Consider the following 23,771-nt stretch of genomic DNA (forward strand, 5'->3'; position numbering starts at 1 on the left):
CGTCGACACCAGAGCTACCCGAAAGTAATTTCTCGGGCACTCTCACGTGCCGCACGCGGCGGTCGTCGCTGCTCTATCGTCTGCGCATGGACGTCGAACTCCGGCACAACCCTTCCAACACCGTCGCCCGATGCCGCCTCGCGCCACGGGAATCGCTGAACACCGAGGGCGGGGCGATGCTCGCGTGTTCGGCCGGTGTGGACATCCGGAGCAGCACCCCGGGCGGATTCCTCGGCGGACTCAAACGCAGCGCGCTGAGCGCCGGATCCTTCTACATCACCACGTACACGGCACCGGACCAGGGCGGCTGGATCGACCTGGCCGGCAAGCTGCCCGGCGACGTCATCACCGTCGACGTCGCCGACGGGCAGGAGTGGTTCGTGGGCCACGGTTCGTGGCTCGGCAACTCCCCCGACGTCACCGTCGACCCGCAGTTCGGCGGAATGAAGCAGATGTTCGGCGGCCAGGGCGCCTTCGGCTACAAGGCGTCGGGACGCGGGCACGTGCTGCTGGGTGTGTACGGCGCCATCGACGTCATGGACCTCGGTCCCGGGGAACGCGTCACCATCGACACCGGTCACGTGGTGGCGTACCACCTCGCGATGACGTTCGACGTGCGTCGAGCGGTACAGGGGAAGACGATGCAGACGCTGAAGTCCGGCGAGGGGCTGGTGTTCGACTTCACCGGTCCGGGCCGCGTCCTGCTGCAGACCAGGAACCCTCGCGAACTCGAACGGCTCATCGACGAGAACCGGCCACGCTCGAGCTGATCGTGGAACTCAGACCCCGGAATCCGGGGTTCAGACTCCACTATTCGCGGTGTAGGCCCGCCAGCCGCCGAACTCGGTGATGTCGGTGCCCGCCTCCGCCGCATCGGCGGCGCACATGAAACCGACCACCTCCCGACCGTCGGACAGCGTCACCGATCCCAGGCCCATCGGTGCGGGCAGCCCGGCCAGGAACGTGCCGAGGTGCGCCGGGGCCATCCGATACAGCTCGCCCGGGATGGAGGCGCTGCCGCCGCGCACCAGTCCGGGCTTGGGCGGTGTGGTGCCCAGATCGACCAGGCGGTAGTCGGCGGAGGTGCTCACCTCACCGACGAACCGCGCACCACGCTCGACCAGCTGACCGTTCAGCGGGAACCCTCGCAGGTGCGCGCCGACGACGAGCACGTCCACGCCGTCCTCCACGAGTACCGCCGTGTCCTGATCCGCCACCGCGGCGCCGATGTCGAGCAGTACCTGATCGGTGAACGCGGGGCCCACGACCATGACGCCGCAGGGATCCCCCGCCGTCGTGCGCGCACCCGGCACCGCGACCGCCGCCATGTCGAGAAGGTTGCAGAAGTTGGTGAACGTGCCGAGCCTGCGATTGATGCCGAGCGGATCCGCCTGTACCGCAGCGATGGTGGGGTGCTCGGTGGTCGTCGGCAGCACCAGGCCGTCGAGCCCGTCGAGAATCGACGCCGCGTGCGCCTTGGCCGCCAGCAGCGTCGAGAGGTCGTCGACGTACGCGTGCGCTGCCGGATCCTTCGCGCCCAGCACGATGCGGGAGACGGTCGGGTCGGCGTGCTCGGGCGATGTCGACAGGAACTCGCCGACCGCCGCGTAGCGCTGCGCCACGATCGCCCCGTCGTACAACAGCACGGCCGCGTCCAGCAGCACGGAGATGTCGACGATCTCGTGGTCGATCCCCACAGCGTCCAGTCCCGACACCGTGCGCTCGAACGCCTCCGCGTACTCGGGGCACAGCGCGCGGAGATCCTCGGTGCGTGGAACGGCGACACGGGGGCGCGGCGGGGCCGACAACGGCACCGTCGCGGGCCACGCACGACTCCGCGGATCCGCCGAGTCCGCACCGATCATGATCGCCATGGCTGCTGTGGCCGTGGTGATGTCGGCGGCGAAGACCGTCACGGCGTCGTAGTCCACGCACGCCGGGACGACGCCGGTGTTCGGCACCAGTCCCAGCGTCGGCTTGATGCCCACCAGGGAGGCGAAGGCCGCAGGAACTCGGCCCGACCCTGCCGTGTCCGTTCCGAGGGCGATGTCCACGATGCCCAGCGCGACCGCGGTCGCGGAGCCGGAACTCGAGCCGCCCGAGATCTTCTCGGGGTCGTGCGCGTGCCGCACCGCGCCGTACGGGCTGCGCGTTCCCACGAGTCCGGTGGCGAACTGGTCGAGATTGGTCTTGCCCACCACCAGAGCGCCGGCGGCGCGGAGTCGCGCGACCACGGTCGCATCGGCGTCCGGGGTACGGGCGAACTCGGGGCACGCCGCCGTCGTCGGGAGACCCGCGACGTCGATGTTGTCCTTGACCGCGAGCACGGTCCCGTACAGCGGCAGGCTCTCGTCCAGTCCGGCGGCCTCCGCGAGGACCTCCGCCTCGTCGCGCAGCGTGATCCACACCTCGGGGCGATCGACCTCGGCGATGCGCTTGTACGCGAGCAACACTCGGTCGGTGACGGTCGTCATCATGCTCCCTGTGCTGTGGTGAGGGCGAACTCCCCGGCCGCGGACCAGGCATCGCGCTCGATGCCGAACGCCTCGGCCTGCTTCTTGCGGAACTCGGCGATGGAGCTGTCGTTCTCGGCCAGGAACTCGTCGTGGTCGGCCAGAGAGAAGGTGCCGTCGGTGATCTCGACACCCGCTCCGCGCCCGGCCGCGAGATCGGCGCGCATGTCGGCGAGTTCCTCGGTGCTGACGGGGTACCAGGAGATGCGGTCGAAGAAGCGCAGCAGCCAGGGCGTGCCCTCTTCGAACCCCTTCGTGGTCAGAGGATGACGGTGGTTCCAGACCTGCGTGGTGCGACCGACGAACTGGTAGCCGCCGGGTCCCTCCATGCCGTAGATGCACAGATACGCGCCGCCGATCCCCACGGCGTTCTCCGGTGTCCACGTGCGGGCCGGGTTGTACTTCGTCGTGACGAGGCGGTGCCGTGGATCCAGCGGAGTCGCCACCGGTGCACCGAGATACACGTCGCCCAGGCCCAGCACCATGTACTCGGCGTCGAAGACCGTGTCGTACACGTCGTCGACGGACTCGAGCCCGTTCATCCGGCGGATGAACTCGATGTTCCACGGGCACCACGGCGCGTCGGAGCGTACGCCGTGCATGTAGCGCTGGATCGCCTCGCGCGTGGACGGGTCGTCCCACGAGAGCGGCAGCCGCACCTGCCGACTGGGCACCGTGAGCTCGGAGGTGTCCGGCAGCGCGTCCTCGGCCTCGAGCAGCAGATCGAGGAGTTTCGCAGTCGGCAGCACGTCGGGGTCGACCTTCACCTGCAACGACCGGATACCGGGCGTCAGATCGACCAGTCCGGCGGGGGCGATGGCCTCGACGGCCTCGTGCAGTGCGTGCGCGCGGGCCCGCAGTGCCAGGTCGAGGGACATCTCGCCGTACTCGACCAGGATGTTGTCGTCACCGGAACGTCGGTAGGTGACCGGCGTGGCACCGTCGCGGCGCGCGATGACACCGTCGTCCCCGTCGCCGCCGCGCGAGAACACCACGGGCAGGCCGGCGCGCCGGCCGACGCCCAGCGTGTTCTTCGAGGCGGCCGCAGCGGCCTCGAGCGCGACGAAGCGCACCGTGTCGCCGGGGCGCAGCTGACCGAGCTTCCAGCGATCGGCCGCGACCACCGTCACCGGGCACACGAAGCCGCCCAGGCTCGGGCCGTCGGGACCGAGTAGGATGGGAGTGTCGCCCGTGAAGTCCAGCGCCCCGACCGAATACGCGTTGTCGTGGATGTTCGACGGGTGCAGACCCGCCTCTCCCCCGTCGGTGCGCGCCCAGTCCGGGCGGGGTCCGACCAGCCGCACGCCGGTGCGATCGGAGTTGAAGTGCACCTCGTAGTCGGTGCCGAGAATGGTGTCCATGTCGGTGCGGGTGAAGAACTCGGGTGCTCCGTGCGGGCCCTCCGTGACGGCGAGCTGCCACGAGTGCGTCAGCGCCGGAACGTGTTCCATCGGCACGGGTGCGGGCGTGCCGGTCGCGCGATCCGCCGGGGCGAGGTCGTCGTCCGCCTGCAGCACACGGCCGTCGAGCCCGCCGAACGTCCCGAGCGTGAAGGTCGACGCACTGCCGAGGTACTCCTCGGCCAGGACGCTGCCGCGGATCGCGACGTACATCCGCAGACCGGCCCCGGACACCGCACCCACGTCCAGCACCCCGCCCGCGGGCACCGTGATCGGCGTCCAGCGCTCGGCGGGTTCGCCGTTCACCGTGACGGGTGCGTCCGCACCGGTGACGCACACGACGGTCTCATCGGCGAAACGCAGTGCGGGACCGCTCATCGTGGTCTCGAGCGCCGGCGCTCCCTCCGGGTTGCCGACGGCGACGTTGGCCAACCGCAGCGACAGGTCGTCCATCGGCCCGGACGGGGGTACTCCCACCTTCCAGTACCCCACCCGGCCGGGCCAGTCCTGAATGGTGGTGAGCATGCCGGGGCGCTCGACGTGGATGCTCATGCGGGCCGCGTCACGATCAGGCGAACCGGTGTCGGGTCGAAACCGTTGCACGGGTTGTTGATCTGCGGGCAGTTCGAGATCAGGACCAGCGAGTCGATCTCCGCGCGCAGCGCGATCCGCTTGCCCGGCGCGGACAGTCCGTCGACGATGCCCAGGCTGCCGTCCGCGTCGACCGGGACGTTCATGAAGAAGTTGATGTTGGAGACGATGTCGCGCTTGCCCAGACCCCACCGCGACCCCTCGAGCACGAAGTTCTCGACACACGCGTGCTGGTGCTTGGTGTGGTGGCCGTAGCGCAGCGTGTTCGACTCCTGCGAGCACGCGCCGCCGATCGTGTCGTGATTGCCCACCTCGTCGGCGACGATGGTCATCATCGGCCGGGACTCACTGTCGCGCAGCACCGTTCCCGTGGTGAGGTAGACGTTGCCCTGACCCACCATGGTGGCCGGTGCGCTGTAGCGGACGGTGTGGTCGTCGGCGCCGTAGACCAGGGTGTCGACGGCCTGGTTGCCCTCCAGGTCGAGGATGGTGAGGACGTCACCGGCGCGCACGACGGCGGACCACGGGCCACGGGCAGGTGCGACCTCGTCGAGGATCACCCGGCCGGCCACCAGCGCCAGTTCCTGTACTGCTGTGGTCATTTCGAGCCTCCTGCTGCGTACGTGTCCTCCGTGTTGGCGACGGCACGGAGGTATTCGGGGTCGGTGTTCGGCAGCGCGTCGAGATCCTGCGGCGACGGCCAGGCCAGCACCTCGAGCGACGTGGTGTCGAAGGTGGGCGACGGATCGATCGGGTGCGCCGTGTTGGCGATGCTCACGATCACCGGCAGGTGCAGGATCAGGTCGACCTCGCGGCCGGCACCCGCGGAACCCGTGCTGCGGAGCGCCCCGTCGGGATCGACGGTGACGCCGTGGAAGAAGCTGAGTGTCGGCGGCACGTCGCGGGGACCGAGTCCGTTCTTCAGGGCGGCCAGGATCAGCAACTCGCGGCCCGCGGGCGACGCCGAGTACGCGCTGCCGTCACCGTACTTCGCGGTGTTGGTGAGCAGCGTCGTCGTACCGCACAGTGCGTCGTGGTGTCCGGACGAGTCGGCCAGCACGGTGGCGAGCACCCGCCCCTGGTCGGACAGCAGCGGATGACCCACCCCCATGTACGCCTGCCACGGCACCTTGACGGTGTCGGCGGTGTTCAGGCGTTCCCACGGTGCGTCGGCACGGTGCAGCAGGACGTGCGCGCAGGCCGCTCCGTCGATGTCGCGCAACCGGACTCGGGTTCCGCGCTGGAGCACCTTCGTCGTGTACCGCCCGCCGGGAACCGTCTCGGCCCAGACGAGCGACGAGGCATCGGTTCCGGGAACCTCGTGCGGCCACAGGGAGGGTGGGACCACCGGCATCGAGTCGGTGATCTCCCGAGCCTGCGACCGGGCGTGCTCGCGGGCGGCTGTGGTGGTGGCGGTCATGCGGACACTCCTGTGGTGACGGGGTTGGGGTGGGCCTTGCCGCGCGGGAAGCACAGCGCACCGACGGCGACGACGGCCAGCACGGTGAGGGGCGCGGCCCAGCGCAGTAGCGGGAAATCGCCGGAGGGGTCGTAGATCTCGGGGCGCGGCCAGGACAGGTTGACCACCATGGCAGCGCCGTAGACGACGGCGAGAAGGTTGACGGGCAGGCCGAGTCGGCCGAGGGTGAACAGCGGCTTGCCCTCGGAGTCGACCTTCGGTGCGCCGGTGGTGTTGTGGGGCCAGCCCTTCAGCCGCTGGAGGAGCAGCGGCACGGTGACCATCATGTAGGCGAGGTAGATGAGCACGATGCACACGCTGGCGAGGGTGGAAAAGATCGCCGAGTTGCCGACGTTGACCACGAGCACCAGGACGCAGCCCAGTCCGATGACGACGGCCGGGGCGATGGGCGTGCCCGTGGTCTTGTTGACCGATCCGAGAACACGGGACGCGGGGAGCCGGCCGTCGCGGGCCATCGAGAACATGAGCCGGGACGCGGCGGTCTGAATGGCCAACGTGCAGATGAGGATCGCGATGGCCACGTCGATCAGGAGCACGGTGCCCCACGGGGACGAGAGCACGGAGTTCAGCACGTACGGCAGGCCCTGCGTCGCGAGTTCACCGTCGGTGAGGCTGGGTGCCGCCATGAGCGCACCGATGATCATGAGCCCGCCGCCCAGCGCGGAGACGGACAGCGCGAGACGGATGGTGCGCGGTGCGACCCGACGGGGATTCTTCGTCTCCTCGGCCAGTTCGCCGGCGGAGCCGAATCCCACCATGACGTAGGCGGCCATGAGTCCCGAGACGATCCACGCCCCGATGTAGCCGGAATCGACGGGCACGCCGCCGGTGTCGAACACGACGTCCGGTCCGCGCTGAGCATGAGTGAAGAACACGCCGATCACCGCGATGACACCGACGATCTCGCAGGTCACGCCGATCGAGTTGATGCGCGCCATGGCATTGACACCGATGGAGTTGATGGTCGTGGTGATCACCAGCAGCGCGGTGCCCAGCACGACGGCGTTGGTGGCGCCGTCCGACGAGGTCAGTGCGGTGTCGGTGCCGACGATCTGGAAGCCGCTCCAGACGTTCGGCAGCACCACCTGCAGTGCGATGGCGGCGGCGGAGGCCGTCACGATCTGCGCGATGATCATGAACCATCCGGCGAACCAGCCGGTGATCTCACCGCCGACGCGGCGTGACCACTGGTAGATGGCCCCGGAGATGGGGTAGCGCGCGGCCAGTTCGGCGAAGCACAGCGCCACCATGAACTGGCCGACGAACACCACCGGCCACGCCCAGAAGAACGCCGGGCCGGCGAAGCTGAAGCCCAGGCCGAACAGCTGGAAGATCGTCGTCAGGATCGAGACGAACGAGAAGCCCGCCGCGAAGGACGCGAACTTCCCCAGCTTGCGATGCAGCTGTTGTTCGTACCCGAACTCGAGGAGATCGTCGGAGTCGCCGTCCGCGTGACGGTCCGACGGGGGTGGGAGCACGGCCTGGCTCATGGGTGTTCTCCATCGACGGGAGGGGTGTATCTGTCGAGTGATAGTTAATCGGACGCAGCGGCCGCGGTGGTGTCCGTGATGTATCGAGATGTTGCGAGTGCGTTACGAGCTCAGGGCGCGCAGGAAGAGGGGGAGGAAGGGGCGTGCGGACGGTGCGCCGGCCTGGCGGAACGGTGCCGAGTCCTGCGATGCGGCGATCCAGTCCCGCCGCTCGACGTCGGTCAGATCCAGCCGGAACCCGGTCGGCGCGACGAGCAGATGCAGCAGCATGGTCGCGGCCCGTCCGTTGCCTTCACGGAAGGGATGCACCTGATTGACGTCGGCGTAGGTGCGGCTCAGGAGGTACGCGAGCTCGCCCCGGTCGGCGGCCGCCCAGTCGGCACTCAGGATGGTCTCGTGCACGCCCATGAGGCCGTCCCACACGACGGAGCACCTCGCGAACGCGGTGCCGTTCTTCGACAGTTCCACGGTGCGCACGTCGCCTGCCCACACGTAGACGTCCTGGAAGACGTAGCGGTGCACGCTCAGCAGGCGGTGCACACCGACGGCGCCCCCGAGGTCGGCCCGCCCGGTGTGACAGCGGACCAGACGGAGTGCGGTGAGGATGCTCTCCGCGCGGTGCAACGCGGCCGCGTCGACGATGCCCAGCACGTTGCGCAGCGTCGTCGACCCGGGCAGCAGGTACGGGGTGTGCCGCGGACGCAGTGCCGCCCAGCGTGATTCACGCTTCGGTCCGTCGCCGACGAGCCCCTCGCGCACCGACGGCAGCACCGTCTCGCCGCGACACTCGGCGACGAGGAGTGCGAGGTCCGCCGGCGTGGGACGCCATCCCTCGAGCCGTTCGGCGGCGACGGCCTGATCGACGGCGTGGCACTGCTCCGGGGTGAGCCCGGCGAAGGTGTCGGGATGTTCCTCGGACGGCCTCATCGAGCCAGGTACGCCGAGGCCCGTTGCACGCCCGCCACTTCCCGCGCAGCCGCGTCGAGCAGGCTCCGGTCGAGGGGCGTGAGGTCCGACGGGCGCACCAGGTCGTCGACGGGGCGGCCGTCGCGCAGTGCCTCGCACTGGTGCCGCAGCCGGATGCGCTGGACGACGTCGAACGATTCCGCGAGCACCGCGGCGTCGTCCTCGGACAGCACCTGCGCGCGAGCACCGTGCTCGAGCCGAGCCGGCGTGCCCACGGCGTCGTGCCCGGCGGAGACACCGGCCCAGCGCGCGATGTCCACGATGGGAGTCAGGATCCCCGCCTTCACGTCCATCATGTCCGCACGACGGAAGAGCTTGTCTCGCAGCGTCACCCGCGCCTTGACCGTCGCCGCCTCACGCAACATCAGCAGTCGCGAGTGAGCGGCGTCGGCCAGCGCGGCGCGCGCGGGCTCCGCCGGTGTCCATCCGCCAGGCACCACCGGACGCGTATCGAGCGCGAGCGAGAGCATCACCACACCGGTGTCCTCGTACGGATCGGCCACCCAGCCTGCCACCGCGTCGGACCACTCGTCGACCGTCCGCACGAAGCGCGGCGACGCGGCACTCGCGTGATGGGGATCGGCTGCGAGACCGCAGCGTTCGAGTACGGCGTGCACGTCCGACCCCATCGGGGACGGGCCGCCCACCCGCGCCGTCTCGACATCGGACGACGGGACCGATTCGCGCCGAGCGACGCTTCCGGAGACGAGCCAGGTGGACGCGTCGTCGCCCAGCAGTTCGGCGGCCCGGCGCACGGTGGCCGTCACCACGGACGATCGCACTGCCGTCACGTCGGCCGACGGGACGCGGGAATCGTTCAGCGACAACGTCACCGAGGCAAGCCGCCCGCATGCCTCGACCAGATCGTCGACACTCGCCGAGCGCTCCACCGCGGTGCGCAGCGCTGTGCCCGCACGCAGCGCCGGCGAGAGCAGGTCCTGTTCGAGGGCGATGCCGAGCACGCCCCCACTCGCATCCAGCACCACCAGTCGGCGGACACCCGCAGTGAGCGCGAGGGCCGCCGCCTCCGCGACGGGCACCTCGGCGTCGACAGTGACGGCAGGAACGGACGCGACGGCCGATACCGGTGCCGCGGTGCTCAGGCCCGCGGCGATCACGCGTCGGCGCAGGTCGCCGTCGGTCACCACTCCCCACACCGAGCCCGGGCACTGCACGACGAGGGTGCTCGACCGCGCCCGGGTCATCGCGTCGGCTGCCTCCGCGACGGTGATGTCGGCTCGACCGATCGGGACACCGCGACGCGTCAGCGCGCTCACCGGGGAACGCCGACGCGAGGAGGTCACCCGGCCACGTTAACCCCGACGGCCCCACTGTTCCCGGTGCACGGCGTCGGACAGGGGCCGACGCGGACGCCACCCGAACCGCTCGAGGTCCGGAACCTCCTGGAACTGCGTCACCGGACCGACGCACAGCCACGCGACGGGACGCACGGCGTCGTCGCCGGTCAGGCCGATGATGTCCCGCAGCACCGCCTCGTCGTAGAACGACACCCACCCGACGCCGACGCCCTCGGACACCGCTGCGAGCCACAGGTTCTCGATGGCGAGGGCCACGGAGAGCAGTCCCGTGTCCCGCACCGTGGCCCGGCCCAGGACGTGCTCACCACCGCGGGAGTCGTCGTACGTCACGACGATGCCGGTGCCACTGGTCTCGATTCCCTCGACGCGGATCGGGTCGAAGGTCTCGGCGCGGTCGGCGGGCAGTGATGCCGCGAAATCGGCGCGGCACTGTGCCACGTGCGCGGCGAATCGACCCAGCGTCTCGGGGTGTCGGACGATCACGAAGTCCCACGGCTGGGTGTTCCCGACGCTCGGAGCCCGGTGGGCGGCGGTGAGGATCCTGGTGAGGACGGCGTCGTCCACCACCTCACCGCTGAACTCACTGCGGACGTCCCGACGTGCGGCGATGGCGTCGTACACGGACAGGTGCTCGGTGCTCATGTGGTGACCGTGCCAGAACACGCCTAGTGTCGACACCACTCGGTGCGTCCGAGTCTCGAGACAACGGGGGGGCGTTTCATCGTGGGTTCGACACCCGGCACCACGCCACCGCCCGGTAGAGGTCAGCTCACCCGCGCCGTCATCCTGCGCGCGGGCATCGCCTTCATCGACGACAACGGCGCGCGGGATCTGACGATGCGCCGACTCGGCGGGCGTCTCGGGGTCGAGGCGATGGCGCTCTACCACTACTTCGGTGGCAAGGAAGAACTGCTCGACGGCATCGTCGACCAGGTCATCGACGATCTGGGGAGCGACCCGCAGGTGCTGATGAAAGGCGCCTCGAGCTGGCAGGACTACCTGCAGCGGCTGGCGCACGGCGTGCGCCGGATGGCTCTCGAACATCCTGAGGTGTTCCCCCTCATCGCGACCCGGCCCAACAGCGCACCGTGGGTACGGCCCCCGCTCCGCAGCGTCCGGTGGCTCGAGAACTTCCTCTCCAGCTTGAAGGAATGGGGATTCGACGACGCGGCCGCGGCCGCCGCGTATCGCTCGTACACGAGTTTCCTGCTCGGACAGCTGCTGCTCGAGGTCTCGGCGCAGGGAGTCTCGATCGGTCCGACGGACCCCAACGATCCCGACGATCCGCGCGCCACCGCCCAGCCCGGAGACGACATCGACCCGACGGAGTTCCCCACCGTGGTGCGGATGAGGGCGGAGCTGGCGCGCGATCTCGGGCTGCCCGAGTTCGAGAGGGCGCTCGAGGCCCTGCTCGACCGACTCGCCGCCACCCTGCCTCAGGCGGACGGGTAGCGCAGCTTGGCGCCCGCCTCGACGATGTCCGCAGCGAGTCTGTGCAGCGGACGATTGTTGTTCTGCGACAACTTCGAGAGCATCTCGAACGCCTGGACCGAGTCCACCTCGAACCGCTCCATCAGCATGCCCTTGGCCTGACCGATGATGTCACGGGACGCGAGACCGGACCGGAACTGCGCTTCCTTCTGCAGACTCTGCACCGCGATGGCGGCGTGCGCCGCGATCGCCGTCGCCACGGTCAGGCTGTCCTCGTCGAACGCCGCGGTCGACGAGGAGTACAGCGTGAGCACTCCCAGCGTGCGCTCGTGCATCGCCAACGGAAGGGCGGCCAGCGCCCGGACACCGACGTCGTCGGCCACCTCCGCCAGATCGGGCCACCGATGCACCGGACCGGCGACGACGGCAGCGAGGTCCACGTCCGCCTCGGAGGACCGATGCAGCAGATCGACGGTCGGTCCGTCCCCCGGCCGCCTCTGCACCCGGTCGAGTGCGGACGCGATGTCGCTGCTCGTGCGGCTGGGCTCCGCAGGCCCCGATACCTCGGCCGCCAGCCGCACCGACGCGTGATCCGCGGCGTCGATCAGATCGACCGACACCGCGAGGACGTGATCGAGAACCTCGTCGATCGTCCGGACCTGGCGCGACCCGGCGAACTCGCGCGCCAGCTCGGCCAGAGTGCGCACCAGATCGAGGTGCTCGGAGCTCGGCGGCCGACCGTCGTTGCTCATGTGTGGTGCTGATCCCTTCGGTTCTCTCATCATCCGTCGTCACTCGGTCGTCGCAGACCGGACGACAAAAGGCGACACCCACCAGTGCCGACGCCTACTGCTGGACGCCGGGCGGGGTATCGCCTTCCGCGCAACTATAACCGGACACCCCGACAGCGGTACGGTGGTCTCGCACTCCGCGTACGGGTCGTCGAGTGATGAATCGGCGAAGGCGGGAGATGCGGGAATGACCGACAGCGCGGACACCACGGCCGAACGACGGGCGTTGGCCCTGTTGGCGGAGGCCCTGACAGACCTGGACAGTGCGCTCGCCGTCTCCCACACGGCCGACGGCGCGCTCGACACGATCTGCGCGCGCGTCGTGACGGCGATTCCCGACGCCGACGCAGCGGGCGTCACTGTCTTCCGCCGCGGCAGGCCGCAGACCGCCGCGAGCACCGAGACGTTCGTCCTCGAGGTGGACCAGGCCCAGTATCGCAGCGAGCAGGGACCGTGCATCGAGTCGGCGTTGACCCACGAGGTGGTGCGTGCCGATCTCGACGACGTGTCCCAGCGCTGGCCCGTGTTCGCGAAGGCGATCGATCACCTCGACGTCGCGAGTTTCCTGTCCGCGCCCGTCACCTCGGGCGGTGCCCTCAATCTCTACAGCCACACCGGCCACCGGTTCGATTCCGTCGACGAGTCGGCGATGCGGGTGTTCGTGCAGGCCGCCCAGTCGGCCCTGACCGGAGCGGAGAACTCCGAGCACGCCGCGAGACAGGTCGAGACCTATGCCGCCGCGATGGAGTCCCGGGCCGCGATCGAACAGGCCAAGGGCGCCCTGATGCTGGGACTCAACGTGTCGGCCGACAAAGCCTTCGACCTGCTGCTCTGGCGCTCGCAGACCACGAACATCAAGGTACGGACTCTCGCCGAGCAACTGGTCCGCGACATCGGCTCGCTCGGCGATGCACCGGACGCTCTGTCCACCGAACTCGGCAAGCTGCTGATGACAGCGCACACGCGCGTGCCGTCGGGTCAGGTCACTCCAGCCGAGTAGTGCGCCCCGTGTGGCGGGAACGAGCCCGGTCAGCTCAGGGCATCGATCACCGCACGCGCCCGATCTGCGAGCGAGGTCCGTGAGCGGCGGGCGTCGGTGACGAGCAGGTCGGTCGCGGGGCCGATGGCGAGACCATGGGTCTCGGCGAGCACACCGATGGCCTGATCGATCACGGCGGCGTCCTCGAGGACCTGCTGTCGACGCGTCGCCTCGACCGACAGGCGCACGTCGCCCTCGGTGTCGACGCTGACGGCCAACGCCGCCAGATCCGCGACGGCCTGAACGAACGCCGCCGCGTGACCCGGTGCCCGCCACGGCCCCGACGTGTGGACCACGACGGCGCCGATGACCCGGTTCGCGATCCGAGCCGGGTAGGCACGCATACCGCCGATGCCGGCCGCACGCGCCTCGCGGGCGTGGTCCTGCCAGCGCCCCGGAGCGTTCTCCAGATCGTCGAGCAGCACGGCCGCGCCGGTACGCACGCACATCGCCACCGGTCCGCCCACGGACAGCGATCGGTCGAGCAACCCGGTCGAGGCCGCAGCGACCAGGTCGAGGTCGACCGACCCGGACCCGTCGAACACCACCGACACCGCAGCGGCCCGCAGGGCCTCGCGGGTACGGGTGGCGAGGAGGTGGAGCAGATAGGGGGCGTCGACCCCGGCGGCCAGATGGCCCGTCAACTCGGCGAGGACGACGACGGGCGACGGCACGTCGGTGTCACCGACGGGGCCGGTGCCGGGCGGATCGAAAGTGGGCGGGAAAGTCACGACGGCTGTCCTTTCGTCGTCGAGTCCGACGCGGTGTCGTCGGTGGAGAAGCGCACCTTGCGCTCGACCACCTCGCGGGCGATGTCGTCGACGGGGCGTCGGGCCGAGTACGCCGCGGCGCGCAGCCGGGCGAGCGCCTCGGTCGGCGACACCCGCATCTGCACCGTGATCATGCCGACGGCCAGATTGACGTAGGGCCGGGTGCGATGGTCGCCCAGCGGCGAGTCGTCCGAGGCGTCGCCGAGCGACTGTCCCGCGCCGAGGCCGGGCGCGAAGGCTTCCAGCAGGCTGATGGCTGCCGCGTCCGCGGTCAGCTGGGCGACAGCGGCGAACTCGTCGCTGAGTTCACCGACGGATGCGCGATACAGCTCGAGCACGCCGAACACGGTGTTGCCGCCGCGCAGCGGGAAGGCGAACAGAGCGGCCGCGCCCCCGTCCGACGCGTCGGCGGCGAATCCGGGCCAGTGCTCCTCCGCCTCGCTGTCGAGATCGGCGACGAACACGGTCCGGCCACGGTGGAAGGCGTCGACGCAGGGACCCTGACCGGTGGTGAACTGCAGTTCGTCGAGGTACTGCGACACGGCGTCGGTGGCGTAGACCAACTCGCGCGTGGTGCCGCTCATGACGGTGATGGCGGCGCCGTCCACCTCGACCAACTGCACGACACTGCGGCACAGATCGGCGATGTCGGTGATGGACAACGGTGCGTGCGCGTCGTCGTCACCACCCGATCGCGTCGTCATGACCTGCACTCACTCCTCGTCGATCGACGTCCACACCGTTGTCCGCGACCCGAGGAATGCCCCGTGTGCCGCGAGTCAACCGCAGCGACAAGTCTGGACCGCGCGGGCGACCGGCGTAGAGTTTTCCCGCACCGTTGCACTCGTGAACGGGCGAACGACCGAGAACACGGAGACCCATGACGAGCGACCCGGAGCAGTCGTTGTATGAACGCATCCGTGCGGCCGCAGACGAGCTCGTATTGCTCGAGCGACTCGGGGCCGTGGTCACCTAGCGCATCCGGCTGTCCCTCGATGCGCGCGCCGCGATCGATCTCGCCGTGGGTGCACTGATGGTGCGGCACGGATGCGAGGCACCTGCCGCGGTCGCGCGACTGGCGTCGACGGCGTCGTCGCGGTCCGCCACGATGCCCGAGATCGCCGCCGAGGTGCTCGCGACCATCCGATGAGCGGTCGACTCAGTACGCGCCGTCGCTGCCGACGACGGCCTTGAGGGTCTTCAGCACGATGAGCAGATCACCTGTCATGGACCAGTTCTCGACGTAGCTCAGGTCGAGGCGCACCGATTCCTCCCAGGACAGGTCGGAGCGGCCACTCACCTGCCACAGGCCCGTCAGACCGGGTTTGACCAGCAGCCGGCGGCGCACGTCGCCGTCGTAGGTCTCCACCTCGCGGCGCAGCGGCGGCCGCGGGCCCACGATCGACATCTCGCGGCGCAGCACGTTGAAGAACTGCGGCAGCTCGTCGATGCTCAGCCGCCGCATCACGCGGCCGACCTTGGTGACACGCGGATCCTCGCGCATCTTGAACAGGACGCCGCCCTCGCTGTCGTTGAGCGCCAACAACTCCGACACCCGAGCGTCCGCGTCCTGCACCATCGAGCGGAACTTGATCATCTGGAACGGTGTGCCGTCGAGGCCCATGCGCTCGGATCGGTAGAACACCGGACCCTTGCTGGTGGCCTTGACGAGAAGGGCGGCGAGGAGGAACAGCGGGGCCACGGCGACGAGGGCGACCACGGCGAACACCATGTCGAACGCCGTCTTCCCGAAGCGGCTCGCACCGTTGTACTGCGGCTTCTCCACGTGGATGAGCGGGAGGCCGGCGACCGGCCGCATGTGCAGGCGCGGGCCGGCGACGTCGACGACGCCGGGAGCCACGACCAGATCGACGTTCTTCTTCTCGAGGTCCCAGACCATGCGGCGGATGCCCTCGTGGCCGATGTGGTCCGTCGCGGTGACGGCGACGGTGTCCGCGCCCGTGGCCTCGATGGCATCGAGCACGTCGTTCTCGTTGCCGAGGACGGGAATCTCGAGACCGTCGACGGACAGCTGATCCTCGGTGACCGACTGGGTGCGCGGCAGGCACACCCCGACCACGGCGTATCCGGCACTCCCGTCGCGGTTGAACGACCGCGCCATGGAGAGGGCCGAGCTGTGACTGCCGACGATGACGACCGACGTCTGATAGTCGCCGCGACGACGTCCGCGAGCCACGTGCTTGCGGAAGAGCCACCGCGAGACCAGGAGCCCGATCAGCCCGACCGGCAGTGCGATGGCCAGGTAGCCACGCGCCAGTTCGAAGCGGAAGAGCAACGAGATGATGGCCACGAGCCCGAAGAGGCGGAAGGTGGCGGACAGCAGACGCCTGTACTCCTCGGCTCCCCCGCCGAGCACACGCGGCGAGCGGGTGCGGAAGATCGCGAGGAATGCGATCCACGTCAGCGCGAGGGTGACCGAGACCAACGTGTAGTTGAACGCCGCGCGCGGTACCTCGAGATCCGGCCGACCGAAGCGCACCACCTGTGCGCAGGCGACGGCGGCGACGACGACGAGCACGTCGGTCACCCGGAGCCGGTCCATGTACGCGCGCTCCCAGTCGCGTCGCGAGGTCGCCCTCCGCGATCGCCGAGCCCGCGGCAGTGCGACGTCGCGGCGCTCGGCCGACTCGCTCTCCGCCGGGCTGGGAGCAGACACGTGTACCTCGTTCCGTTCGACTGGATCCGCCTGGGACTCGACCGCTGATTCGTGTATCAGGGCAGTCGGTAGCTTATTGCCTTCCCGCAAGGCTCGCTCAGACAACCACAGTGCGGTGAATCACACGGTGAGTTCACACAGATTTAGCGTGTTCGAACGACACGATTTCAGAGGACCCTCAGGCCATTTGTTTGCGGCCGCTCACGAAGAAGACGATCCGCGACGCGACATCGATGATCTGGTCGGCGTAGCGCTCGAAATACCGTCCCAGCAGTGCGATGTCCACGGCATTCATCACGTTGTGCCCGTGATCGTCCGCCGACACGGTGTCCACGACCGTTGTCTTCAGAGAATCGACCCGATCGTTCTGTGAACTCAGACAATCGATACGCCCGAGATCACTCGTACGCAGTGCGTCGACTATTCGACCGGACATGTCGAGACACAATTCGCTCATCTCACGAAACTGCGGCATCAGATGATCGGGAACGATCGGCTCGGGAAAGCGTCGGCGTGCGGCTTCGGCGATGTGCACCGCGAGGCCGACCATCCGTGAGAGGTCACTGCTGATGCGCACGGCCGAGAACACTCGGCGGAGGTCCGCCGCGACGGGTGCCTGCAGCGCCAGTACGGTGACAGCCTGATCCTCGCAGCGGGCACCGAGTTCTCCGAGTGCCTCGCCGCGGGCGATGACGGACTCCGCAGCCTGCAGGTCGCCGTCGAGCAGAGCGATGCTGGCGTCGCGCATGGCGGTCTCCGCCGCCTGCGCGAGAGCGCACAGATCGTCGTTCAATCCCTCGAGTTGAGCTGTGTACGCGTTGCGCATGATGTCCCCGATTCTGGCCGTCCCGCCGACGCGTCCCGGAGGACGCGACGATGGGGAGTACCCACGAGAGCGCCCCCTAATCGAGCAGAGAGCGAACATCGCGCGCGGGCACCGCACGAGAGTAGAGAAATCCTTGGACGCGAGTGCACCCAGTATGGCGGGCGGCCGCGACCTGGTGGTCGCTTTCGATTCCCTCCACGACCAGGGCACGGCCGGTGTCGACCGCGAATCCGGCCAGTGCGCGGACCAACGAGTCGCCCGCGGCTGTACCGAGCGTGCGCGCGATGCCAGCGTCGATCTTGAATCCGTCGACGGGGAAGTCGACGAGGCGTTCGAGCGACGAGAAGCCGATGCCGATGTCGTCGAGCAGCACCCGGAACCCGACGGCCTGCAGGGCGCTGACGAACTCGTGGGCCCGCGCCGGACGTGCGTGCGACACGGTCTCGGTCAGTTCGAAGACCACGCGCGCCGCCGGCACCGCGGACGCGGCGACGATCTCGATCAGGTGGCGCACCGCGTCGGGGGCCGCGAGATGCCGCGCGGACAGGTTGACGTGCAGGTCCATCTCGGGAGCGTCGACCATCCACCGCTCGAAGTCGACGAGCGCGCGGACGAGGACCGCGTGGTCGACGTCGATCTCGAGGTCGCTGCCCTCGATGGTGGGCAGGAAGTCCGCGGGACTCACCATCGACGGCGCAGTGGTGCCGTCGCCCGGACGCGTCCAGCGGGCGAGAGCCTCGACCGCGGTGACGGCGCCGGACGACACGTCCACGATCGGCTGATACCAGGGGGTGATCTCGCCCCGCTCGATCGCGGCCGCGACAGCGCGGACGCACCCGGCGGTCTTCGCACGGCCGTGACCACGCAGCGCCTCGAGATGGGTCTCGACCACCCGGCCGAACTCGGTGAGGGTGGTGACCGTGTACTCGTTCGCGGGGTGCGGCTCGGTGTCCAGCACACAGAGGGTGCCGATGATCAGCCCCTCGCGACCGCGGAGCGGTACCGCGACGTAGGACCCGAGGGACAGGGCGTGCAGCGCCTGCGCGGTGGCTGCCCGGACCGGATCGTTCGAGAATCGGTCGAGGCCGGAGTCCGAGACCGCGACCGGCGCCGCCGACGCGACCACGTGCTGACAAGCAGTGTCCGAGCGCGGCAGTGTGTGCGGGAACGGTCCCCCGTGCTGAGCACGGGTGTACTGCACGTCCTCGTCGAGGATGTTGAGCTGCGCGGCGGAGAATCCCAGCGTGGTCGCCGCGAGAGCTGTGAGGGTCTGGAGCGTGGGGTCCGTGGCCGAGAAATCGACATAGTGCCGCGCCGACTCACTCTGGCGCCGGAGTGCGCTCCTCGGCATGACGTGTCCGTTCTACGAGGCCACCGTCGGATGGTTCCGACGTGGCGTGTCCCGACACCGTGACCCCCCGGATCGTCAGTGATTCGTACCTGTTCCAGCCCCGTATCGTTCACGGGCAGGAAAAAGTTTCATCCATTCCACAGTCGAGTCATCGTACAAGCCGTCAAACAGGCACGACGCCGGGTATCGGAGGTTCGGCCGTAGTATCACCGAATGACAGCAGACGGGCCCCTGACCGGGTCGGACTGGAACGCACGCGAGCGGCACGAGACCGAGACCGAGCGCCTCGACCGCAACTGGTCGAACCTCCTGCAGGAGCTGCGCGTGGTGCAGACCGGTATCCAGTTGCTCACCGGCTTCCTGCTCACCCTCCCGTTCCAGGCCCGGTTCCCGGAACTCGAGACGTACGAGCAGGCCGTGTACCTCGTGACGCTCGGAGCATCGGTCACCGCCACCATCCTTCTGGTCGCGCCGGTGGCTCTGCACAGGATCCTGTTCCGTCGACGGGCACTGCGTCAGCTCGTCGACCACGCGAACCGGTTCGCTCTCGCCGGTTTCGTCCTGCTGGGCATCGCGATGTCCGGCGTACCGCTGCTCATCTTCGACCTGGTGGTGGGTCCCACCGCGGGCATCATCGCGTGCGCAGTGGCGGCCACCCTGTTCGTCTCGGTCTGCCTCGTACTGCCCGTGTCGTTGCGCCGCCGGCTGGGTCCGGTGAACGATCGGTCCGATTCGACCGAGTGATCTCGACCATGGATGTGCAAAATCTGCGCGCAGTGGGTACAGGGGTTCCATGATCACCGACGTCGCCGACGACATGCCGGTCACCGACCGTGATGACGCGACCCGCGATCTGATCCTGCAGGACATCCCCGCCGAGCCGCGGGCGCTGACCGGTGTGCGTACGACGGTGCTCGCATGGCTGCGCGACCGAGGCCTCGACGAGGACCTGTGCCAGGACATCACCCTGGCCACGTACGAGGCACTGGCCAACAGCGTCGAGCACGCCTACGAGCGCTCCGCGGACACCGTGGTGCGCACCGTCGGACTCGAGGTGCGTACTCCGCGGGCCGGCGAGGTGACCATCGACGTGACCGATCGGGGATCCTGGGTCGACAACGGCAACGATCCGCGCCGAGGTCGAGGGCTTCCCCTCATTCATGCGCTCGCGCACGAGGCGTCGGTGGATTCCTCGGAGGACGGCACGACCGTCCGGATGCGGTGGAACGCGGCCTGACGGTCAGACCAGTGCGTGCCGCGACTGCGTCGTCACCGCGGGCACCGGTTCCGACCGCGTCGGTACCACCGGCAGCGGCGCGCTGAACGGAGACTCCGACCGCCGTGCGGCGAGGAGGGCAGCCCCCGTCGCGGCGATGGACTGCGGATCCTGCGGCATCACCAGAGCGGAACCCCACTCGCGCGCGAACACACCGCGCAGCAGAGGGAGGTTCGCCGGTCCGCCGGCCAGCACCACGGCGTCGACACGATGCGCACCCCGGCGCACCACATCGCTCACCCAGTCGGCAGCCTCGGTGACGTAGTCCAGCATCAGCCGGTCCACCGTGGTCCGCCAGACGTTCACAGTGCCCCCGACGAACGGTCCGCCGACGCGCACGACGCGATGCAGGGCGATCATCTCCATCGCCCACTCGACGCCCTCGGTCAGTAGCTGAGAGTCGTTCGGCGACAGCGGTTCCGCTGTGCCGTAGGCAGCCAGGAGGTGCTCGCGGACACTGTCCGCGAAGGCGCTGCCCCGGTAGCGGTCGGTCCACGTCGCATCCTTGACGAAGCCCGTGGCCACGTCGACGACGGACACCGACGTACCGCTCTTCCCCATGTCGACGACGGCGATCGTGGATCCCGACTCGACCAGGCCGCGCATTCTCAGATACATCAGCTGGGCGCCGAGTTCCGAAGCGAGACGGACACATCCGCCGGTGTGCACGGACAGGGAGATGGTTCCCACGCGTGACCGGGGCTCGTCCGGAACCACCAGCACGGCGGTCTCACGATCGGCGCCGTGGCGCGCACAGACCGAATCCACCACGTCGACAGCGGCTTCCAGTCGATCACGACCGCGTGCCACCGTGACGGACTCGGTACCGAGCAACGCACGGCCCATGGGATCCATCACCGCGGCTCGTATCGCCGACGCTCCGAGGGAAATTCCTACCACTGCTCGCATGACCCGCCCCGTTCCTGGTGTTCCGCGACGAAGCCTAGGCGCTCGAACAGGGAAAAGGTCGGTTCTCAGTGGCTATTGGCAAAGTTTGGTTGGTTTCACTAGTAACCGGGGAGTCACTCGACCGACGCGGTACCGGACGTGTCCGGCGTCGGGTCGGGCTCGGACGGCTGGCTAGGCGGCTCGGAATCCGTCGGCGGCTCGGACGACGAGCCTCCCGTCGATCCGGGTGTCTCGTCGCCGCCGGAACCACCGCCCGTACCGGTGCCGGGATCGGTACCACCCGTGCCGGTTCCGCCGCCGCTGGTCGATCCGCCGCCGGTGGAGCCACCACTGGTCGAACCTCCGCTGGTCGAACCACCGCTGGTCGAACCACCGCTGGTCGAGCCTCCACTCGTCGAACCACCGCTCGTGGAACCACTCGTCGGCGATCCACCGCTCGTGGAACCGCCGCTCGTCGATCCGCCGCTGGACGGCGCCGCCGACGAGGTTCCCGGTCGCGTGGTCGCGGCACCGGGTGCGGCGGGCACCGACGCGGCGCCGTTCTGCTGCGTGACACCGGGGCGGATGCCGGTGAGGGCGTCCGCGGCCGTGGTGCCGCCGGGCACGGGTGCCGGAACGGCCGTGGGGCTCGATCCGGCGGGCGCTGCGGGATTGGGGGCGATACCGGTGCCCGCCTCGGCCGAGTCGGTGGCCGACGTGGACAGAGGTTCCGCGACACCGGCGGCCTCGGGAGCCCGCGGTCCCGTCACGGCCCAGACCGCGAACGATCCCGCCAGGACGGCGGCAGCGACTCCCGCACCCACGACGGCGAATCCCCGGCGCGTCTCGCGCGAGGACGCGTCGACCGGCTCGGGCAGCACCACCGGGATCGGACCGGTGATCGCGTCGCCGGCGTCGTGGTCGGCCCACAGCGCGACGGCGACCGCCGGTTCGAGGGACGGATCGACGTCCACCGCGTCGACGACGACCACGTCGCGAACGTGACCGTCGCGCAGCGCGGACTCGACGGGCTCACGCAGATGCGATGACTCGAGGACGACGGCGGCACCGGTGAGCAGCAGATCGGCGCGGGCAGCCCGGAGCCGCATGACACCGATGGACGTCGCGACCGCCGCGGCCACCTCGGCCGGGGACCCGCTCTGCATCGGGATGGTGCGCTCGTCGACCGGACCGAGCCGAGGCAGCTCGACGTCGACGAGAGCCGCCGTCACCTCGTCGCTCGTCGCCGAGATTCCCAGCACGATGTGCATGTCGTCGTCGTCCGCCTGTTCGTTCTCGATGATGCGTGGTCTCGTACGGTCCCGCCCGATGGATCAGTGCGCCGTGGAGGGCTGGGCGCTGGTTGCCGCGGGCGTGGTCGTCCGAGTCGTCGTGGGCGTCGGCGACGGAGCCGCAGATGTCGTCGTCGTGCTGGTGTTCGAGTTCGGCCGCCGTGTCGTGGTGAGCTCCGGCGTCTCCTCCGGCTCGTCCTGTACCGCGGTGGAGGGTGCCGGGGCGAGCGTCGGGCGCTGGGAGATCGAGGTCGACGGGGTGACGCTCGACGGTGCTGCGACGGGCGTCTCCGTGGACGGCGCCGGCGCGGCGGTGGCGGTGGCGCTCGACGACGCCGCCGAGGGCGAGGCCGGCGCCGCGTCGACGCGCGGGGCAGTGCTGGGCACGGTGGTGGCGGTGGGCGTGGCGTCGACGGACGACGTGACGACGACGCGATCCGTCGCCTGCACGGCCTCGGTCTCCGACCGGCCCGACGCACCGGCGGCTGCGCCGAGGGTGACCGCGGCGACGAGCGCCGTGGTTCCCACCACGACACCGGCACGGGACCGACGTCGCCGCGTGGAGCGGGCGCGTCGAGGCGCACCGGTGACGACGCGCGGCGTGGGCAGCGGTGGTCGAGCGGTCTCCGGCTCCGGTGCCACCTCGGGTTCCGGGGTGGGAACCGGCTCCGCCGCTGGGGTGTGAGCCGGCTCCGCCACCGTGGTGAAGGCGGCCGTGACCTCGTCGTCCGCCGGCGGTGCGGTGACGACGGGCAACGGCACGGCGTCCACGGCGGGGGGCACGACGGTGGAGAGATGTGCGGCGCCCATGGCCGCGAAGAACTGCGGCCAGCGCGGCGTGATGACGGGGACCGCGACGCGAGCGGCGATGTCGCGGCGCACCGACGGGATGTGCGCGCCGCCGCCGACCAGGAGCACGGCGTCGGCTCCGCGGGCCACGGCGTCGTCCACGAGGTCGACGAGCATCGCGGTGGGCTGGGCGATGAGAAGTTCGAAGTCGGTGCGGCGCAGGCGAACCGAATCGGTGACGAACGGCCCCGACAGGTCGACCGCACGCTCGTCGGACAACATCTCCTTGGCCGCGAGACTGTCTCGCGCCAGGGTGCGCACGGCGGCGGGGCTCATCTTCTCGGCAGCACCGAAGGTGGTGGACAGGTGATCGGCGACCGCGGCGTCGATCGCGTCACCGGACAGCTCGGTGATGCCCACGCTCGAGTACAGGTCACCGGTCTGTGTGTCCAGGACGTGCACGCGCGTGCCGACCCGACCGAGGTCGACGATCGCGAGGGTGCGAGCCGCGTCGACGCAGCCCTCCATCCGTGCGGCGGCCAGCAGCGCGTCGCACTCGGCGACGAGTCGGACTCCGCCGGGACCGTAGGTGCTCTCGGGGTCTCCCCCCACGGCGATCACCGGCGCGTCCGGACCGACGCACAGATCCGCGGCCATCTCGAACGCTGCCGCAGCGGCCGCGGACAGAGGATGGTCGGATCCGGTGGCGAGCGAGCGCACCTCGACGACCCGGCCCTCCGGGTCCATCACGACTCCGCGCACGCACCCGGTGCTCATGGAGACACCGAACGTTTCCGTCTCGGTTCGCATCATGGATCACCACCATCGGCTGTCGGAGTTTTAGACAGACCGATAGTAGAGCGTCAAACCGGGCATAGCAAC

General features: G+C 69.6%; 23 protein-coding genes. 6 read left to right on the forward strand and 17 right to left on the reverse strand.

Features of this window, described 5'->3' with window-relative positions; genetic code table 11:
* Positions 1-86: 86 nt before the first annotated feature.
* Positions 87-770, forward strand: coding sequence for a TIGR00266 family protein (locus tag HQ312_RS12765; RefSeq protein WP_222638823.1), 684 nt, complete (start codon positions 87-89; stop codon positions 768-770).
* A gap of 30 nt (positions 771-800) precedes the next feature.
* On the opposite strand, the gene atzF is transcribed toward HQ312_RS12765, so the two are convergent.
* From atzF to bluB, 8 genes are all read right to left on the reverse strand, one after another.
* Positions 801-2,477 (reverse strand): allophanate hydrolase, encoded by a 1,677-nt coding sequence (atzF, locus tag HQ312_RS12770; RefSeq protein WP_222638824.1) that lies wholly within the window; start codon positions 2,475-2,477, stop codon positions 801-803.
* Complete coding sequence (locus HQ312_RS12775; RefSeq protein WP_222638825.1) at positions 2,474-4,465, reverse strand: 5-oxoprolinase/urea amidolyase family protein; 1,992 nt, start codon at positions 4,463-4,465, stop codon at positions 2,474-2,476. The genes atzF and HQ312_RS12775 overlap by 4 nt, the downstream gene beginning before the upstream one ends.
* Positions 4,462-5,106, reverse strand: coding sequence for an urea amidolyase associated protein UAAP2 (locus tag HQ312_RS12780; RefSeq protein WP_056443812.1), 645 nt, complete (start codon positions 5,104-5,106; stop codon positions 4,462-4,464). The genes HQ312_RS12775 and HQ312_RS12780 overlap by 4 nt, the downstream gene beginning before the upstream one ends.
* Positions 5,103-5,924, reverse strand: coding sequence for an urea amidolyase associated protein UAAP1 (locus tag HQ312_RS12785; RefSeq protein WP_222638826.1), 822 nt, complete (start codon positions 5,922-5,924; stop codon positions 5,103-5,105). The genes HQ312_RS12780 and HQ312_RS12785 overlap by 4 nt, the downstream gene beginning before the upstream one ends.
* Positions 5,921-7,474, reverse strand: a complete 1,554-nt coding sequence (locus HQ312_RS12790) for an amino acid permease (protein WP_222638827.1) — start codon at positions 7,472-7,474, stop codon at positions 5,921-5,923. The genes HQ312_RS12785 and HQ312_RS12790 overlap by 4 nt, the downstream gene beginning before the upstream one ends.
* Before the next feature lie 102 nt (positions 7,475-7,576).
* A complete protein-coding gene (locus HQ312_RS12795) occupies positions 7,577-8,401 on the reverse strand; it encodes a Fic family protein (protein WP_222638828.1) in 825 nt (274 codons plus the stop codon).
* Positions 8,398-9,744 carry a putative nucleotidyltransferase substrate binding domain-containing protein gene (locus tag HQ312_RS12800; protein ID WP_222638829.1) on the reverse strand — a complete coding sequence of 449 codons (1,347 nt, stop codon included), beginning with the start codon at positions 9,742-9,744 and terminating at the stop codon, positions 8,398-8,400. Before HQ312_RS12800 ends, HQ312_RS12795 begins: the two co-directional genes overlap by 4 nt.
* A gap of 9 nt (positions 9,745-9,753) precedes the next feature.
* Complete coding sequence (gene bluB / locus HQ312_RS12805; protein WP_222638830.1) at positions 9,754-10,401, reverse strand: 5,6-dimethylbenzimidazole synthase; 648 nt, start codon at positions 10,399-10,401, stop codon at positions 9,754-9,756.
* A gap of 81 nt (positions 10,402-10,482) precedes the next feature.
* On the opposite strand from bluB, the gene HQ312_RS12810 reads away from it, so the two are divergent.
* Positions 10,483-11,211 (forward strand): TetR/AcrR family transcriptional regulator, encoded by a 729-nt coding sequence (locus HQ312_RS12810; RefSeq protein WP_235579020.1) that lies wholly within the window; start codon positions 10,483-10,485, stop codon positions 11,209-11,211.
* On the opposite strand, the gene HQ312_RS12815 is transcribed toward HQ312_RS12810, so the two are convergent.
* Positions 11,196-11,942: a GAF and ANTAR domain-containing protein gene (locus HQ312_RS12815; RefSeq protein WP_222633122.1), complete on the reverse strand. Its 747-nt coding sequence runs from the start codon at positions 11,940-11,942 to the stop codon at positions 11,196-11,198. The genes HQ312_RS12810 and HQ312_RS12815 overlap by 16 nt on opposite strands.
* Before the next feature lie 226 nt (positions 11,943-12,168).
* Here HQ312_RS12815 and HQ312_RS12820 point away from each other — a divergent pair, with 226 nt between their 5' ends.
* A complete protein-coding gene (locus tag HQ312_RS12820; protein ID WP_222638831.1) occupies positions 12,169-12,981 on the forward strand; it encodes a GAF and ANTAR domain-containing protein in 813 nt (270 codons plus the stop codon).
* Positions 12,982-13,010: 29 nt separating this feature from the next.
* Here the strand turns inward: HQ312_RS12820 and HQ312_RS12825 are convergent, their stop codons facing one another.
* Together HQ312_RS12825 and HQ312_RS12830 are read right to left on the reverse strand one after the other, a co-directional pair.
* Positions 13,011-13,751: a GAF and ANTAR domain-containing protein gene (locus HQ312_RS12825; RefSeq protein ID WP_222638832.1), complete on the reverse strand. Its 741-nt coding sequence runs from the start codon at positions 13,749-13,751 to the stop codon at positions 13,011-13,013.
* Positions 13,748-14,494 carry a GAF domain-containing protein gene (locus HQ312_RS12830; protein ID WP_056443790.1) on the reverse strand — a complete coding sequence of 249 codons (747 nt, stop codon included), beginning with the start codon at positions 14,492-14,494 and terminating at the stop codon, positions 13,748-13,750. Before HQ312_RS12830 ends, HQ312_RS12825 begins: the two co-directional genes overlap by 4 nt.
* A 281-nt stretch (positions 14,495-14,775) precedes the next feature.
* Between HQ312_RS12830 and HQ312_RS12835 the strand changes: the two genes are divergently transcribed.
* Positions 14,776-14,940, forward strand: coding sequence for an ANTAR domain-containing protein (locus HQ312_RS12835; protein ID WP_261782304.1), 165 nt, complete (start codon positions 14,776-14,778; stop codon positions 14,938-14,940).
* 9 nt (positions 14,941-14,949) lie between these two features.
* Here HQ312_RS12835 and HQ312_RS12840 read toward each other — a convergent pair whose 3' ends face one another.
* The 3 genes from HQ312_RS12840 to HQ312_RS12850 all read right to left on the reverse strand — a co-directional run bounded on the left by HQ312_RS12840 (position 14,950) and on the right by HQ312_RS12850 (position 18,644).
* Positions 14,950-16,353, reverse strand: coding sequence for a sugar transferase (locus HQ312_RS12840; RefSeq protein ID WP_037186361.1), 1,404 nt, complete (start codon positions 16,351-16,353; stop codon positions 14,950-14,952).
* Positions 16,354-16,645: 292 nt separating this feature from the next.
* Positions 16,646-17,293 carry a PhoU domain-containing protein gene (locus HQ312_RS12845; protein ID WP_222633126.1) on the reverse strand — a complete coding sequence of 216 codons (648 nt, stop codon included), beginning with the start codon at positions 17,291-17,293 and terminating at the stop codon, positions 16,646-16,648.
* 76 nt (positions 17,294-17,369) lie between these two features.
* Positions 17,370-18,644 (reverse strand): EAL domain-containing protein, encoded by a 1,275-nt coding sequence (locus HQ312_RS12850; RefSeq protein ID WP_222638834.1) that lies wholly within the window; start codon positions 18,642-18,644, stop codon positions 17,370-17,372.
* A 213-nt stretch (positions 18,645-18,857) separates the two neighbouring features.
* Here HQ312_RS12850 and HQ312_RS12855 point away from each other — a divergent pair, with 213 nt between their 5' ends.
* On the forward strand, positions 18,858-19,388 hold the full coding sequence (locus HQ312_RS12855; protein ID WP_222633128.1) for a DUF6328 family protein: 531 nt from the start codon (positions 18,858-18,860) through the stop codon (positions 19,386-19,388).
* A gap of 49 nt (positions 19,389-19,437) precedes the next feature.
* A complete protein-coding gene (locus HQ312_RS12860; protein ID WP_222633129.1) occupies positions 19,438-19,881 on the forward strand; it encodes an ATP-binding protein in 444 nt (147 codons plus the stop codon).
* A gap of 3 nt (positions 19,882-19,884) precedes the next feature.
* Here HQ312_RS12860 and HQ312_RS12865 read toward each other — a convergent pair whose 3' ends face one another.
* The 3 genes from HQ312_RS12865 to HQ312_RS12875 form a co-directional block, all read right to left on the reverse strand.
* Positions 19,885-20,829 carry an Hsp70 family protein gene (locus tag HQ312_RS12865; RefSeq protein ID WP_156380600.1) on the reverse strand — a complete coding sequence of 315 codons (945 nt, stop codon included), beginning with the start codon at positions 20,827-20,829 and terminating at the stop codon, positions 19,885-19,887.
* Positions 20,830-20,942: 113 nt separating this feature from the next.
* Positions 20,943-22,079 (reverse strand): hypothetical protein, encoded by a 1,137-nt coding sequence (locus HQ312_RS12870; RefSeq protein ID WP_222638835.1) that lies wholly within the window; start codon positions 22,077-22,079, stop codon positions 20,943-20,945.
* A 63-nt stretch (positions 22,080-22,142) separates the two neighbouring features.
* Entirely contained in the window at positions 22,143-23,702 is a 1,560-nt protein-coding gene (locus tag HQ312_RS12875) for an Hsp70 family protein (protein ID WP_222638836.1), read from the reverse strand.
* Positions 23,703-23,771 lie beyond the last annotated feature (69 nt).

The sequence above is a fragment of the Rhodococcus sp. BP-316 genome, assembly GCF_019836105.1.
Lineage (GTDB): Bacteria > Actinomycetota > Actinomycetes > Mycobacteriales > Mycobacteriaceae > Rhodococcoides.

Excerpts from the sequence above, each read along its gene's own strand:
- HQ312_RS12855 (WP_222633128.1), top strand. The coding sequence starts at position 18,858 with ATGACAGCAGACGGGCCCCTGACCGGGTCGGACTGGAACGCACGCGAG.
- HQ312_RS12850 (WP_222638834.1), bottom strand. The coding sequence starts at position 18,644 with ATGCCGAGGAGCGCACTCCGGCGCCAGAGTGAGTCGGCGCGGCACTAT.
- HQ312_RS12830 (WP_056443790.1), bottom strand. The coding sequence starts at position 14,494 with ATGACGACGCGATCGGGTGGTGACGACGACGCGCACGCACCGTTGTCC.
- HQ312_RS12840 (WP_037186361.1), bottom strand. The coding sequence starts at position 16,353 with ATGGACCGGCTCCGGGTGACCGACGTGCTCGTCGTCGTCGCCGCCGTC.
- HQ312_RS12860 (WP_222633129.1), top strand. The coding sequence starts at position 19,438 with ATGATCACCGACGTCGCCGACGACATGCCGGTCACCGACCGTGATGAC.
- HQ312_RS12790 (WP_222638827.1), bottom strand. The coding sequence starts at position 7,474 with ATGAGCCAGGCCGTGCTCCCACCCCCGTCGGACCGTCACGCGGACGGC.
- HQ312_RS12775 (WP_222638825.1), bottom strand. The coding sequence starts at position 4,465 with ATGAGCATCCACGTCGAGCGCCCCGGCATGCTCACCACCATTCAGGAC.
- HQ312_RS12795 (WP_222638828.1), bottom strand. The coding sequence starts at position 8,401 with ATGAGGCCGTCCGAGGAACATCCCGACACCTTCGCCGGGCTCACCCCG.
- HQ312_RS12865 (WP_156380600.1), bottom strand. The coding sequence starts at position 20,829 with ATGCGAGCAGTGGTAGGAATTTCCCTCGGAGCGTCGGCGATACGAGCC.
- HQ312_RS12870 (WP_222638835.1), bottom strand. The coding sequence starts at position 22,079 with ATGCACATCGTGCTGGGAATCTCGGCGACGAGCGACGAGGTGACGGCG.
- HQ312_RS12785 (WP_222638826.1), bottom strand. The coding sequence starts at position 5,924 with ATGACCGCCACCACCACAGCCGCCCGCGAGCACGCCCGGTCGCAGGCT.
- bluB (WP_222638830.1), bottom strand. The coding sequence starts at position 10,401 with ATGAGCACCGAGCACCTGTCCGTGTACGACGCCATCGCCGCACGTCGG.
- HQ312_RS12780 (WP_056443812.1), bottom strand. The coding sequence starts at position 5,106 with ATGACCACAGCAGTACAGGAACTGGCGCTGGTGGCCGGCCGGGTGATC.
- HQ312_RS12765 (WP_222638823.1), top strand. The coding sequence starts at position 87 with ATGGACGTCGAACTCCGGCACAACCCTTCCAACACCGTCGCCCGATGC.
- atzF (WP_222638824.1), bottom strand. The coding sequence starts at position 2,477 with ATGATGACGACCGTCACCGACCGAGTGTTGCTCGCGTACAAGCGCATC.
- HQ312_RS12875 (WP_222638836.1), bottom strand. The coding sequence starts at position 23,702 with ATGATGCGAACCGAGACGGAAACGTTCGGTGTCTCCATGAGCACCGGG.
- HQ312_RS12845 (WP_222633126.1), bottom strand. The coding sequence starts at position 17,293 with ATGCGCAACGCGTACACAGCTCAACTCGAGGGATTGAACGACGATCTG.
- HQ312_RS12815 (WP_222633122.1), bottom strand. The coding sequence starts at position 11,942 with ATGAGCAACGACGGTCGGCCGCCGAGCTCCGAGCACCTCGATCTGGTG.
- HQ312_RS12820 (WP_222638831.1), top strand. The coding sequence starts at position 12,169 with ATGACCGACAGCGCGGACACCACGGCCGAACGACGGGCGTTGGCCCTG.